We start from the raw sequence: 11,919 nt of genomic DNA on the forward strand, positions 1-11,919 counted from the left end.
GATGGATGGTGAGGATTGCCCCTCCCACAGCACCACGCCATCGGCGGCACGAACCATCTTCAGATCGATCCCAACAGCAACGCGGGAATACAGGGCGAGGAAGGTGGTGCCGTATTCGGTGATCTCGCCTTCCAGGATGGTGCCGCACTTGATCTGCTCGACCAGTGCCTTGCGGTCGCCCTTGACCTGATTCAGCACATGGTCGATGCGCTCCAACCGAACCCCGCGTTTGGATTGGGTGGCGAGGTGGGCATCCTGCCGGTCAACAAGCGCCCGCGTCTGGCGGTGCGCTTGTTCTCGGGTAACTGATGACCGCCTTCGCCGACGCCCTCGACGACCTGTTGTCCGCTTCGCGTTCCCTTCGGTCCGCCGGTCCGAACATGGCCGTCACCGTCAGCTACCAGGACCGGCCCATCCGCGCCCTGGTGCGGCGGTCCGACCGCGATCTCGAATTCTCCGACATCACCATTCACACGGCAACGGCGGTGTTCGAGATCCGGCGGCGGGAGATTCCCGCCCCCCAGGCGGGGGATGTCATCCACCATGACGGCGACAGCTTCGTCGTCCAGGGTGAACCCCGCCTGGATGCCGAGCGTCTGATCTGGACCTTGGACACGAGACCGGCATGAAACTGGCGGCAGCCATATCCGGCGACCTGCGCAAGATCATGGCCGAGGAGGTCAAGGCCGCCGAAGACGCCGTCACCGCCGGGATGCGTCAGGCTGCCGACGGGTTGAAGGCCGACCTCCGCCGTCAGGTCACCGAGGCGGGCATGGGCCAGCGCCTCGCCAACACCTGGCGGGCCGAGCTTTATCCCAAGGGCCGGAAAAGCATCAAGGCGGCGGGCTTCGTCTTCACCAGGGCTCCCACCATCATCCGCGCCTTCGACCAGGGCGCGGTGATCAAATCCAAGCACGGTCTCTGGCTGGCGATCCCCACACCCGCCGCCGGCACCGGTGCCCGAGGCAAGCGCATGACGCCCGGCCTATGGGAACAGATGCACGGCAGCCGCCTGCGATTCATCTATCGCCGCGGCGCTCCGCTCCGGGCGTGGGATGACCTCTGTGGTGATGTTCATCCTGGTGCCACAGGTGAGTTTGAAGAAGCGCCTGGACGTGGATGGCGTCGCCGAGCGGTGGGCTTCGGCCCTGCCGGAGCTGATCGTCAGGAACTGGCGGGAATAGGGTCCGTAACCGGCGGCATCCCGGCCACGCTATAGCTGGTGCGTTTGCTACCGCCCGGATTGCGGACCAGAATGCCTCGATCCAGAAGGTCATTGATGTCGCGTTGGGCGGTATCGACAGAGCATTTGCCGATGGCGGCCCACTTCTTGGCGGAAAGGTTGCCCTCGAATCCGTCCATGAAGCGGTTGAGGACGGACTTCTGCCGGGCCGACATCGGTTCAGAGGTGAAGCGCCGCCAGAACTCGGCTTTGCCCAGCACGCCCTGGGCCGCCACTTCGGCAGCATCGATCGCCCGGCCATAGCATTGGACGAACCAGGACAGCCACGCGGTGATGTCGAGGCTGCCGCGCTGGGTCCGCTCCAGGATTTCGTAGTAATGGCTGCGTTCCCGCTGGATCTGCGCCGACATGCTGTAGAAGCGCTGGCCAGTGCCCTCCATCTGGGCCAGGGCGAGATCGGCGATGGTGCGGGCAATGCGGCCATTGCCGTCGTCGAACGGGTGGATAGTCACGAACCACAGATGGGCGACGGCGCTGCGCAGCAGGCCGTCCATGGCCGGGGGCTGGTTGAACCATGCCAGAAACTGTGCGATTTCGCTCCCGACCCGCTCGGCTGGTGGGGCTTCATAATGGACCTTGGGGCGTTCAATCGGGCCGGACACCACCTGCATGGGGCCAGCACTATCGGTGCGCCAGTCGCCAATGGTGATCTTGTGCAGCCCGGACCACCCGGTCGGGAAGAGCGCGGCATGCCACCCGAAGAGGCGTTGCGGAGCCAGGGGGATTGCGTGATTGCGCAGGGCATCGAGCATCATCTCGACGATGCCGTCGATTTTGCGATCCGGGGGCAGCACGCTGCCGTCCGGCAGCCCTAAACGCCGGGCTACCGAAGAGCGGACGCTGGCCATATCCAGCCGTTCGCCCTCGATCTCCGAGGTCTTGATCACGTCTTCGGTGGTNCAGATGGGCGACGGCGCTGCGCAGCAGGCCGTCCATGGCCGGGGGCTGGTTGAACCATGCCAGAAACTGTGCGATTTCGCTCCCGACCCGCTCGGCTGGTGGGGCTTCATAATGGACCTTGGGGCGTTCAATCGGGCCGGACACCACCTGCATGGGGCCAGCACTATCGGTGCGCCAGTCGCCAATGGTGATCTTGTGCAGCCCGGACCACCCGGTCGGGAAGAGCGCGGCATGCCACCCGAAGAGGCGTTGCGGAGCCAGGGGGATTGCGTGATTGCGCAGGGCATCGAGCATCATCTCGACGATGCCGTCGATTTTGCGATCCGGGGGCAGCACGCTGCCGTCCGGCAGCCCTAAACGCCGGGCTACCGAAGAGCGGACGCTGGCCATATCCAGCCGTTCGCCCTCGATCTCCGAGGTCTTGATCACGTCTTCGGTGGTGGCCCGGAGTTCCGCCTCGCACTGAAGATCGAAGCCAAGACGCTGCATCTGGCCAAGCAGATGCCCTTGCTTGTGGCGGGCATCCGCCAGGGGCATCAGCAACGCTTGGGCATCCCAGCGAAATTGGGGCCAGTCGTCTTCTCTCCAGATGTACACGGCATTTCTCCGCAGAAGTTCCGGAGAATATGGCGTCATTCGCCGCAGGCAGCAACGCAATTCACCGCACATGTTGCGGAGAACTTTGAGCCATTCGCCGCATGAGCAGTTATTCGAGGTCGGAAAAGCATGCCCTCCATCCGTGAACAGATCCTCGTCGCCCTGCTGACGCGGTTAGAAACGGTGCCGGATGCCACGGTCAAACGGGAAGCGCCGCTTCCGGACCTGGTCGTTCGATCCGGCGGTGTTCATCGGCGCGCCTCGCTTCCATACCGGCGGTCTGGTTCCCGGCGAGGTGCCGATCATCGCCCAGAAGGGTGAGGAGGTGCTGACGCGGGGCGATCCCCGCCACCGCTTCAATCTGCGTTCCCGCGACGATGCCCCGGTGACGGTCAGCGTACCGGTCTCGGTCAACATCCAGACGCCCCAGGGCACCCAGGCCCGCACGGCACAGCGGCGCGATTCCGGCGGCGGTCTGACGCTCGACATCATCGTCGAGCAGATCACCGACGCCATATCTGGCGACATCGTCCGCGGGCAGGGCATCGCCCCGGTGCTGGAGCGGCAATACTGCCTCAATCGAGCCAACGGGGCTTATCGATGATGATCACAGGCCGAGTTCGCTATGAGAGCCGATACGGATCAGTTCGAGCGTCTCGGCATCGGGCTTACGGTAGATCAGCACCAGATCGGGCTTGATATGGCAATCCCGATGGTCCTTCCAATTTCCGGTCAGGGAATGGTCGTGGTGACGGTCGGGAAGCGTCTCGTCGGCAACCAGCAGGGCGACGACCGCAAGCAGGTCATGATCCAGATCATCGCGATGCCGCCCCTTCTTCTCGCGCTTGTAGTCGCGCTTGAACTGGTTGGTGCGGTCAATCCTCCGCATTCAGGTCCGCCAGCAGATTGTCGATGCCACCGACCCGAACCACCTCGCCGCGTCGGGCGGCTTCCATGGCGGCAATGGTTTCCGCGTTGGGCACCAGCGGTTCGAAGGGCAGACGCTTCTCGGTGGCGATCCGCACCATCATCAGCCGGAAGGCATCGGACACGGTAAGGCCGATGGACGACAGCACGGCGGTGGCATCGTCCTTGATCTGCTCGTCGATCCGGGCGCGGACAACGGTGTTCATGGTGGGCACCTCCTACATCTGAGCCACAGTGTAGCCCAGATCCTGCGGGCAGTCCATGTAAGGCGCGAGTATCCGATCATGATCCGCTTTCCCGCCACCCTGCCCATGCCGCTGGCGGAACCCTATGCGGTCAAGCCCGCCGATGGGGTGGTCCGCACCGACATGGAGCAGGGACCGGCGCGGCAACGGCGTGAATTCACCCAGGTTCCCACCAAGATCCCGGTGAAGTGGCGCTTCACCGACGCCCAGTATGCGGTGTTCGACGCCTGGTACCAGTGGAAGGGCAAGGCCGGGGCGGAGTGGTTCGTGATTCCGCTCAGGAGCGGCCTCGGCGTGATCGATCACGTCGCCCGCTTCACTAAACAATACGAGGCACCGCTGTCCTCGGGCGGCTTCTGGCTGGTGGCGGTGGAACTGGAGGTCCGCGACCGTCCGGTGCTGTCCGAGGCCGAACTCGATATCTTGCTGGATTCCTCCTGGGCCGATCTGTCCGGGGCGGTCACCGGCCTCGATACTCTCGCCAATATCATCTTGTCCGACCAGATCGGAGTCTGATCCACGGCAGAGTGACGGTCACGGTGTCGTTCTTGAGGATGGCCGGGGTTTCACCGGATGGTGGGGTGGAGAAACTGCAGCAGCCATCCCCCAGCGGAATGTCGTCATAGCGACACAAAACCGCCATCCCATGTGACCGCGCGGATCACTGCACATCGTAATTGAACGACGCCGTGGTCGATTTGCCGTTGCGGGTCGCCGTCACGGTGACGGTTCCGTTTGCTCCACTATCAGCCGGGGCGGGATTGATGGTGATGGTCTGGGTCTGGGCGCTGTAGGTGATGAAGCCATTGGCGCCGTTATCGACCACGGTATAGGTGATGCCGCCACCTGCGAAATGATTGGCAAGTTGAATGCTGGTCGGATCATTCGCTCCGTTGGGCACGATCTGATTCGCGCCATCATAATTCGTGAAGGCCAGGATCAGCGTCGGCCCACCCTCAGATTCTTGCTTCTTGATCTGAACCTTCCGTTTCAGTTCCTGGGTGCGGTCGATGGCCGCTTGCACCTGATCGGGCACCACCGCCGCCGAGGCGGCCGACAGCCGCATGGCTCCGCTCCCGTCGGCCGGAGCGGCTGACCTCGTTCCCGGTGGGCGGCATGAAGCCCAAGCGACGAAGACCACCCTCGGCACGGGCGATGCGGTCGGCCAGTTCGCTGGTGCCGGTTGACGCCGGGGTGAAGGAAAGGGGGGCGCGGCCATCGGCGACCGCCAGGGTGCTGACCTTCTGGCGGTCGCTGTCCGAGAACAGGTCCGACACCCGCCACGACGCCAGGATGCGGGTCTGCTGGTCGCTGGTCTGGCGATAGCTGACGGAAATCGGCCCAACCTCGGCGGCAGCCGTGCCACCGACCACGCCACGGGTATCGCCATCGCCACCAAAACCGACCAGCCAGGACACCGGGTGGCTGAAATAATCACCACCCAGAAAGGCGACGCCCAGGCCGCCATTCCCCACAAGCTGGGTTTCGGAGGCATCGTCATAATGCTTGTAATGGGCATAATTGGCCCCAATCCCCGCCGACACCGGGAAATACTGGCCGAACGGCGATGGCGTGACGCCGCGCAAGGTAAGATCAAGGGCATTGGTCCGGGGCGAACCATCGTAATCGTCGATGTTCACCATGGGGGCATAGGTATAGGCGACGGTGCCGGACATGGCCGAAAAATGGTTCATGATGGATTGCAGGCCGTCACGTAATGCCGCCGGAGCGTCATCGCGAATCATCTGCCTGCCATCGTTGCGCTTGAACCAGTTGAGATAGGTGGTGTAGGCCCAGACCTGCCGCCCGCCGGTGGCGAAGAACTGTTCCTCGCGGCTGACATGCTCGCCCACGGTGAAGGCCGAGAGTGGGTCAAGATCAAGGTCGATGAACTGGTACTGACCATAGAATTCGCTGGCGCGCTGGTTGGTCAGAAAACCGCCGCCGATGGCCCGCAACCGCGCTTCATCCAAGGTCGCACCAAAGCTTGCACCACCGCGAGCCTGATAGCGGCTGTCCCACTTGCCCTTGATGGAAATGCTGGTGTTGTCGTAGCCCAAGCTGACATTCTGGCCAGCCTCCTGCCCAGGCTGGGCATTCTGTCCACTCAGAGACCAGTGAAAGCCACCGAGCCCGCCGCCGACCGAATTTCCTTGGGTTTCGTTCGTTATCGCCGCAGCGGGCCCCTCGTCTGATTGAGGATCGGGCCGTTTGATGGAGGCGGCATCATCATCCTCAGCCAGTCGTGCGCGCCTGGCCGAGGCCACCCCGGTGCACGAGGCCGAACGGCTGCAACAGGACCTAGCCCGAGCGGGTATCACCCCCTATGCCTGGGTGATCAACCAGAGCCTGTTGGCCAGCGGGACCAAGCATCCCCTCTTGAGCCGGCGCGGGCGCTGCGAGCGGCCGTTCATCGGCAGGGTCGTCGAGGACCTGGCCAAGCGCTCCGCATTGGTGCTGTGGCAGGCCGAGGCGCCGGTGGGAGGGGAGGGGTTGTCCGGATTGATGGCGCAGGATTGCTCGAGCGCCCCATGATAATTGGGCAGCTTATTGGAATCAGGGTTGATCGACGCGCTCGGCCTTGGCCAGTTCGTTGATGGAGGCGTGGCGTCCTGATTCCAGTAGACGCCGCCAGCGGAAGGCACGGGCGACGGCGCGGGTTATGGCACTGTCGATCGAGACGCGCTGCTGCGGATTGTAAAGGCTGCCATCGGGCAGGTGACGGCACCGCCCTTCAAGGCGGTGGTGACAGGCCGCAGGAAACCACCTTCGCGGGCGCAGGCGGTGGACAGAATGACGGCTTGGATATTGGACAACGACATGGTGGTTCCCTCTGGGATGCGGCGTGGGACTGTCCCGCGCCTGTACCACCGCAAGCCCCGCCAGCCTGAAGCCGGTCGGAGCCTGCCACCGCGAAGGCGGGGGGGGGGGCGGAGCCTGATCGGCTACTCGGCGTGTTCGCCCTCCATGAATGCGTCCGGCGCGAACGTCTCGTCATGGTCCTTCCTCCTGCGCGGCATTGTCGCCGCTGTCAGGCAGGAAATCCACTTATCGACCTGTCCGAATTTCCCAGGCCGGCTCTCACCGCCGGCCGATCATGTTGACGGCGCGCATGGACATCACCACCTCGTCGGCCTGGTTGAGCACCTCGATGAACGAGGTGACCACGCCGCGATCCGGCTTGGACCGGGATGGCACCGCGTCCAGGATGGTTACCCGTACCGACAGCACGTCGCCGGGCCGCACCGGCTTGATCCAGCGCAGCTCGTCCAGGCCGGGAGAAGCCAGGCTGGCCACCTTGGTCAGATAATTCTCGGCATACATGCGCATCATCATGCCGCAGGTGTGCCAGCCACTGGCGATCAGCCCGCCGAACGGCGTCGCCTTGGCCGCCACCGGGTCGGTATGGAAGTCCTGGGGGTCGAAGCGCCGGGCGAAGTCGATCACCTCGGCCTCGTCCACCAGGGTCGATCCGAAACGATGTACGGCACCCTTGTGGTAATCCTCGAAATAGCGATCCTCGATGGGAGAGGAGAAGGTCATCGGAATCGGTTCCTGTCGCTCTGTCAACGGGGGGCAAGGATAGCCGAGGCCTCGGATGGGGTCCAGGTCCGGTGACGGTTTTAGTGGATTCAACTCCCCCGGTTCGGTTAGCTTTCGCCCAGTCCCCAAGGAGATGCCCCATGGCCAGCCGCTTTCTTCTCGCCACCTGCACCCTGGCGCCGAAATGGCATCCCACCATCAACGTGGAAAACGGGCATTATCCCCTGGGCATGGCCAGCCTGTACGCCGTCGTAGAGCAGGCCGGCCATCAGGCCGACCTGCTCTACATGGTCACCGACCCCATCGAGGTCTGCGTCGCCCGCGTGCTCGACACCATCCGGGAAAAGGACATCCAGGTCCTGGGCCTCAGCGTCATCACCGACGGCCGCGTCGCCACCTACCGGGTGATCGAGGCGGTTCGCGAGGAATTTCCCCATGTCCGGGTGATCCTGGGCGGCATCCATGTCACCGTGATGCACGAGCAGATCCTGACCCAGTATCCCCATGTCGTCGCCGTGCGAGGCGAGGGCGAGCTGACCCTGGTCGACCTGCTCGACGCGATGGAGACCGGCCGCGACCTCGCCGAGGTCCAGGGCATCGCCTTCTGGCGGGACGGCAAGGTCGTCCGTACCGCCGAGCGGCCGCAGATCGCCGACATGGACTCGCTGCCCATGCCGCGCCACGATCTCTTCTTCACTCCCAACCGGGTCTATGCCCAGTTGCTGACCAGCCGCGGCTGCCCGTTCGCCTGCTCGTTCTGCGTCCTCGATTCCATCTCGCTCCGCAAGATTCGCGCCCATTCGGCCATGCGGGTGGTCGACGAGATCGAGATGGTTCTGACCAATCACCCCCAGGTGCAGGTCTTCCACGTCTATGACGACCAGTTCTTCGCCGACAACAAGCGGGTCATCGAGATTTGCGACGAGATCGTGCGGCGCGGCATCAAAACCAAATTCATCTGCCAGGGGCGGGTCAAGCCGCTGTCGCGCGAGATGGTCCTGGCGCTGGAACGGGCCGGCTTCCTCTACGTCACCCTTGGCCTGGAAAGCGGTGCCCAGGAAGTCCTGAAGCGCTGCAACAAGAAGATCCATCTCAAGGATGTCGAGCGGGCCATGGGGCTGTTCGCCGGCACCTCCATCGAGGTCTCGGTCCTGCTGATCATCGGCCTGCCCGGCGAGGACGAGAACACCATTCAGGAAACCATCGACTTCTGCCAGACGTTGCAGAAGATCAAGTATCACGTCTACGACATGCGCATCCAGGATCTGTTCGTGTATCCGGGGACGGAAATCTATCACAACTACCGCGATGCCGGAAAAATAACGGATGAATTCTGGCTTGGCGACGAGGATTGCCCAAGATTCGACGCCTTTCTGTCTTCAGATGACTTCTATAATTTCCGCAAGCGCATGCTGGATGCCATGTGCATCTATCGCATCTTTACCGAGGATGGCTTCAAGGCCCAGAGGGACATGATTCCTCACTTCCTGCACTATTACTATGGCCTCAATCCGGGGGTGTTGCGCTATCGCGACCATTTCGACGCCCTGATTCTGAACGCCATCAACCACGCCATAGAGAACAAGCGGCTTGAATTCATGGGCGACCCCAGACAGATCGCCCCCGGCCATGCCTTCGTCACCCTCAGCGTCGCCCGGCAATTGGGCAACGATGCCGGCAAAGTCCTGAACCTCCTTCCATTTCCGGACGGGCTACAGATTCCCATCCTGGTCAACTACGCCTACGCCAACCGCTTTGGCCTGCTGACCGACGCCTTCACCGAGGCGGTGACCACCTATCTGGAAGAGGCCTTCGCCACCGGCGACGGCCGCCTGAATCACGTCGCTCCGCACCACGCCACCGAACTCATGGCCCTCAATTTCGCCCCGACTCCCGCCGTGGCGGCCCACCAGCGGCTGGTGGGGTAGCGCCTTCGCCGGCCGGGCAATGAACATCTTCTTTCTCGACCGCGACCCGGTCCGGGCCGCACGGCTGCATTGCGACCAGCATGTGGTCAAGATGGTGCTGGAAACCGCGCAGATTTTATGCGCGGCCTTGCATCGCCACGGCATCGCCGCTCCCTACAAGCCCACCCATCCCCGCCACCCTTGCGTGCTATGGGCCGGCGATAGCCTTGCCCACTGGCGGTGGACCCGGCAGCTGGGGCTGGCGCTGGGAGAGGAGTACACGTTCCGGAGACAGCGGGTTCATGCCTCGGCCACCGTCATCGCCGGCCTGGCCGCGGCCCCCGCCATTCCCGACATCGGCTGGGCCGAACCGCCCCAGGCCATGCCGGAGGCCTATCGCGGCGATGACGCGGTCATGGCCTATCGCGCCTATTACGCAGCGGAAAAGGCTCATTTCGCGGGCAAGGGCGACGCTCGCTGGAGCGGTCGCCCCCGCCCCGATTTCATGCCGGCTCAGGACTTTGCCAGCCAGGGACGATAGCGGATATCCTCGTTGCCGATGTGAAGGACAACCCAATCGGTCAGATATTCGAGCAGTTCCGTCGCCCGCAGCGACGTCGGGTCGGCCCGGTACGATCGCAGCATGTCGGCGACGGTCCTGGCGATCTCGGCGTGGGAGTTGCGATGAAGCTCGGCGTGGGGATAGCCGGCCTCGGCCATCAGCCGTTCCTCCTCGGCGAAGTGATAGCCGACGTAGGAAACCAGATTCTCCAGCACGTTGCCCACCACGGCGGTCTCGTCGGGACCGTGGATGACCTCGCGCAGCCGGCCGAGCAGGCCGATCAGGTGCTGGTGCTGACGGTCAAGCTCCTCCACCCCGACGCTCAGGGTCCTGGTCCACTGCAACACGATCACCCCCCCCCATCCATCAGTCTGGAATTTGAATTATACCATGACCCGGACTGGGGATGAAACTCAGGGGCGTGCGACGATTCGTGCCGGATTGCCCCAGACGGTGACGCCGCCGGGGACGTCCGACTGCACCACCGAGCCGGCCGAGACCTGTGCACCGCCGCCGACACGGCGGCGAGGCGTCACCACCGCCGCCGATCCGATCAGGACGCCGTGGCCCAGGGCGGCCCCGCCATTGACGACCGCGTGGGGAGACACGACGCAGCAAGCCTCCAACTCGGCGTCGTGGCCGATGCCGGCATGGGTGTTGATCAGGCAATGGGGCCCCAGACGGGCGTTCATGCCGATGGTGGCGAAGGGGGCGATGACGCAGCCCTCGCCGATCTCACTGGGCCGGGCCACCCAGGCCAACGGGTGGATGATGGAGGCGAAGCGCGCCCCCCGCGCCATCAGGCGGCCAACGATGGCGGCGCGGTCGGCCGGCGCCCCCACCGCCACCACCACCCGGTCGGTCTCCAGCGGCCGATAGGAATCGATCGCCCCCAGCACCGGCAGGGCCACGCCGAAGGCGGCGGGATCAGCGTCGGAATCGTCGAGAAAGCCGCGCAATCCTGCCTTCAGCCTGCCGGCGGCGATCGCGTCTCCGGCATAGCCGGCCACTTCGCGTCCCAGGCCGCCGGCGGCGGCGATCACCAGGGTTATGCCGTGTCCTCCGCTCACAGCACCATGCCTCCGTCGACGCCCAGCACCTGGCCGGTGATGTAGCGCGCCCTTTCCGAGGCCAGGAAGACGATGGCCTCGGCCACCTCCTCGGCGCTGCCGGCCCGCCCCAGTGGAATGCCGTCCAGGCGCTCGGCGGTTACCTCGGGGCCGAGATGGCCGATCATGTCGGTTTCGATGAATCCCGGCGCCACCGCGTTGACGCGGATGCCGTCGGCGGCCAGTTCCTTGGCCGCCGACAAGGTGGCGCCGACGATGCCCGCCTTGGAGGCCGCGTAAACCACCTGTCCCGGATTGCCGCGCAATCCGACGATGGACGTCACCGAGACGATGGCGCCGCCGCCACTCCGCCGCATCAGCCGGGATGCCGCCTGAATGTTGGCGATGACCGCGATCAGATTGGTGTCGATCACTTGGCGGATCATGGCGTCCGGAATCATTCCCAGCCGGGCATCCCCCAGGATGCCGGCATTGTTGACCAGGATATCGAGGCGGCCGAACCGCTTCAGGATGGCGCGGTAGCCATCGGACAGCTGGGACGGGTCGGCGACATCGGCGGTGACGGCCAGGCATTCGGTGGCGTGGGACGCCGCCAGGTCCCCGGCCAGTTCATCCAGCGACGAACCGTCGCCATCGCCGGCCCGGTTGAGCAGAACCACCCTTGCCCCCGCCGCCGCCAGCAACCGGGCGGTGGCAAGGCCGATGCCGCGACGGGCGCCGGTTACCAGGGCGACCTTGCCTGCGACCACGTTGCCCTCCTGAACTGATGGTTCTGGTCCTCGCAAACGACAGGGCGGAAGGTGCCAGGCACCTTCCGCCCCATGGTCATGGTCCGGTCAACCGGCTATCGGATTACCGGAAGAGCGACAGGACGCCCTGTTCCGACCGGTTGGCGAAGGACAGCGCCTGGATGCCGAGCTGCTGA

16 protein-coding genes and 3 pseudogenes are annotated in these 11,919 nt (G+C 64.4%); 8 read left to right on the forward strand and 11 right to left on the reverse strand.

Annotated elements, in window-relative coordinates; translation table 11 throughout:
* A pseudogene (locus MTBSS4_RS15755) lies at positions 1-216 on the reverse strand (DUF799 domain-containing protein); the annotation flags it as partial.
* A 92-nt stretch (positions 217-308) separates the two neighbouring features.
* On the opposite strand from MTBSS4_RS15755, the gene MTBSS4_RS15760 reads away from it, so the two are divergent.
* A complete protein-coding gene (locus MTBSS4_RS15760; protein ID WP_173984363.1) occupies positions 309-629 on the forward strand; it encodes a hypothetical protein in 321 nt (106 codons plus the stop codon).
* A 38-nt stretch (positions 630-667) separates the two neighbouring features.
* Positions 668-1,118 (forward strand): annotated as a pseudogene (locus tag MTBSS4_RS15765) (DUF6441 family protein); the annotation flags it as partial.
* A 46-nt stretch (positions 1,119-1,164) separates the two neighbouring features.
* Here the strand turns inward: MTBSS4_RS15765 and MTBSS4_RS15770 are convergent.
* Complete coding sequence (locus tag MTBSS4_RS15770; RefSeq protein ID WP_254432599.1) at positions 1,165-2,130, reverse strand: Fic family protein; 966 nt, start codon at positions 2,128-2,130, stop codon at positions 1,165-1,167.
* Between the two features lie 16 nt (positions 2,131-2,146).
* On the opposite strand from MTBSS4_RS15770, the gene MTBSS4_RS22480 reads away from it, so the two are divergent.
* Positions 2,147-2,500: a hypothetical protein gene (locus tag MTBSS4_RS22480; protein WP_254432601.1), complete on the forward strand. Its 354-nt coding sequence runs from the start codon at positions 2,147-2,149 to the stop codon at positions 2,498-2,500.
* 51 nt (positions 2,501-2,551) lie between these two features.
* Here MTBSS4_RS22480 and MTBSS4_RS22795 read toward each other — a convergent pair.
* Positions 2,552-2,812 (reverse strand): annotated as a pseudogene (locus MTBSS4_RS22795) (DUF4172 domain-containing protein); the annotation flags it as partial.
* A gap of 118 nt (positions 2,813-2,930) precedes the next feature.
* Here MTBSS4_RS22795 and MTBSS4_RS15780 point away from each other — a divergent pair.
* A complete protein-coding gene (locus MTBSS4_RS15780) occupies positions 2,931-3,344 on the forward strand; it encodes a hypothetical protein (RefSeq protein ID WP_173984364.1) in 414 nt (137 codons plus the stop codon).
* Between the two features lie 3 nt (positions 3,345-3,347).
* Here MTBSS4_RS15780 and MTBSS4_RS15785 read toward each other — a convergent pair whose 3' ends face one another.
* On the reverse strand, positions 3,348-3,629 hold the full coding sequence (locus MTBSS4_RS15785; RefSeq protein ID WP_173984365.1) for a type II toxin-antitoxin system YafQ family toxin: 282 nt from the start codon (positions 3,627-3,629) through the stop codon (positions 3,348-3,350).
* The gene (locus MTBSS4_RS15790; protein ID WP_173984366.1) at positions 3,616-3,873 is read right to left on the reverse strand and encodes a type II toxin-antitoxin system RelB/DinJ family antitoxin; all 258 of its coding nucleotides are present in this window, start codon (positions 3,871-3,873) and stop codon (positions 3,616-3,618) included. The genes MTBSS4_RS15785 and MTBSS4_RS15790 overlap by 14 nt, the downstream gene beginning before the upstream one ends.
* Positions 3,874-3,951: 78 nt before the next feature.
* Here MTBSS4_RS15790 and MTBSS4_RS15795 point away from each other — a divergent pair, with 78 nt between their 5' ends.
* Positions 3,952-4,428: a hypothetical protein gene (locus MTBSS4_RS15795; protein ID WP_173984367.1), complete on the forward strand. Its 477-nt coding sequence runs from the start codon at positions 3,952-3,954 to the stop codon at positions 4,426-4,428.
* A gap of 145 nt (positions 4,429-4,573) precedes the next feature.
* Here MTBSS4_RS15795 and MTBSS4_RS15800 read toward each other — a convergent pair whose 3' ends face one another.
* Entirely contained in the window at positions 4,574-4,978 is a 405-nt protein-coding gene (locus tag MTBSS4_RS15800) for a hypothetical protein (protein WP_173984368.1), read from the reverse strand.
* Positions 4,869-6,179: a hypothetical protein gene (locus tag MTBSS4_RS15805; protein WP_173984362.1), complete on the reverse strand. Its 1,311-nt coding sequence runs from the start codon at positions 6,177-6,179 to the stop codon at positions 4,869-4,871. The genes MTBSS4_RS15800 and MTBSS4_RS15805 overlap by 110 nt, the downstream gene beginning before the upstream one ends.
* Before the next feature lie 4 nt (positions 6,180-6,183).
* Here MTBSS4_RS15805 and MTBSS4_RS15810 point away from each other — a divergent pair, with 4 nt between their 5' ends.
* Positions 6,184-6,447 carry a hypothetical protein gene (locus tag MTBSS4_RS15810; protein WP_254432600.1) on the forward strand — a complete coding sequence of 88 codons (264 nt, stop codon included), beginning with the start codon at positions 6,184-6,186 and terminating at the stop codon, positions 6,445-6,447.
* A gap of 546 nt (positions 6,448-6,993) precedes the next feature.
* Here MTBSS4_RS15810 and MTBSS4_RS15815 read toward each other — a convergent pair.
* Complete coding sequence (locus MTBSS4_RS15815; RefSeq protein ID WP_173984369.1) at positions 6,994-7,455, reverse strand: MaoC family dehydratase; 462 nt, start codon at positions 7,453-7,455, stop codon at positions 6,994-6,996.
* 140 nt (positions 7,456-7,595) lie between these two features.
* On the opposite strand from MTBSS4_RS15815, the gene MTBSS4_RS15820 reads away from it, so the two are divergent.
* On the forward strand, positions 7,596-9,383 hold the full coding sequence (locus tag MTBSS4_RS15820; RefSeq protein WP_173984370.1) for a radical SAM protein: 1,788 nt from the start codon (positions 7,596-7,598) through the stop codon (positions 9,381-9,383).
* Between the two features lie 19 nt (positions 9,384-9,402).
* The gene (locus tag MTBSS4_RS15825; RefSeq protein ID WP_173984371.1) at positions 9,403-9,903 is read left to right on the forward strand and encodes a hypothetical protein; all 501 of its coding nucleotides are present in this window, start codon (positions 9,403-9,405) and stop codon (positions 9,901-9,903) included.
* Here the strand turns inward: MTBSS4_RS15825 and MTBSS4_RS15830 are convergent.
* Genes MTBSS4_RS15830 through MTBSS4_RS15840 form a run of 3 tightly spaced genes read right to left on the reverse strand, consistent with a single transcriptional unit; the run spans position 9,876 to position 11,743 of the window.
* On the reverse strand, positions 9,876-10,277 hold the full coding sequence (locus tag MTBSS4_RS15830) for a bacteriohemerythrin (protein ID WP_173984372.1): 402 nt from the start codon (positions 10,275-10,277) through the stop codon (positions 9,876-9,878). The two genes, MTBSS4_RS15825 and MTBSS4_RS15830, sit on opposite strands and share 28 nt — an antisense overlap.
* Before the next feature lie 60 nt (positions 10,278-10,337).
* Complete coding sequence (locus MTBSS4_RS15835; RefSeq protein WP_173984373.1) at positions 10,338-10,994, reverse strand: NeuD/PglB/VioB family sugar acetyltransferase; 657 nt, start codon at positions 10,992-10,994, stop codon at positions 10,338-10,340.
* Complete coding sequence (locus MTBSS4_RS15840; RefSeq protein ID WP_173984374.1) at positions 10,991-11,743, reverse strand: SDR family NAD(P)-dependent oxidoreductase; 753 nt, start codon at positions 11,741-11,743, stop codon at positions 10,991-10,993. Before MTBSS4_RS15840 ends, MTBSS4_RS15835 begins: the two co-directional genes overlap by 4 nt.
* Positions 11,744-11,919: the final 176 nt, after the last annotated feature.

Source organism: Magnetospirillum sp. SS-4, from assembly GCF_902729425.1.
Lineage (GTDB): Bacteria > Pseudomonadota > Alphaproteobacteria > Rhodospirillales > Magnetospirillaceae > Phaeospirillum.

Coding starts and splice junctions, on each gene's coding strand:
- MTBSS4_RS15825 (WP_173984371.1), top strand. CDS start 9,403: ATGAACATCTTCTTTCTCGACCGCGACCCGGTCCGGGCCGCACGGCTG.
- MTBSS4_RS15785 (WP_173984365.1), bottom strand. CDS start 3,629: ATGCGGAGGATTGACCGCACCAACCAGTTCAAGCGCGACTACAAGCGC.
- MTBSS4_RS15795 (WP_173984367.1), top strand. CDS start 3,952: ATGATCCGCTTTCCCGCCACCCTGCCCATGCCGCTGGCGGAACCCTAT.
- MTBSS4_RS15780 (WP_173984364.1), top strand. CDS start 2,931: ATGCCACGGTCAAACGGGAAGCGCCGCTTCCGGACCTGGTCGTTCGAT.
- MTBSS4_RS15800 (WP_173984368.1), bottom strand. CDS start 4,978: ATGCGGCTGTCGGCCGCCTCGGCGGCGGTGGTGCCCGATCAGGTGCAA.
- MTBSS4_RS15760 (WP_173984363.1), top strand. CDS start 309: ATGACCGCCTTCGCCGACGCCCTCGACGACCTGTTGTCCGCTTCGCGT.
- MTBSS4_RS22480 (WP_254432601.1), top strand. CDS start 2,147: ATGGGCGACGGCGCTGCGCAGCAGGCCGTCCATGGCCGGGGGCTGGTT.
- MTBSS4_RS15790 (WP_173984366.1), bottom strand. CDS start 3,873: ATGAACACCGTTGTCCGCGCCCGGATCGACGAGCAGATCAAGGACGAT.
- MTBSS4_RS15820 (WP_173984370.1), top strand. CDS start 7,596: ATGGCCAGCCGCTTTCTTCTCGCCACCTGCACCCTGGCGCCGAAATGG.
- MTBSS4_RS15815 (WP_173984369.1), bottom strand. CDS start 7,455: ATGACCTTCTCCTCTCCCATCGAGGATCGCTATTTCGAGGATTACCAC.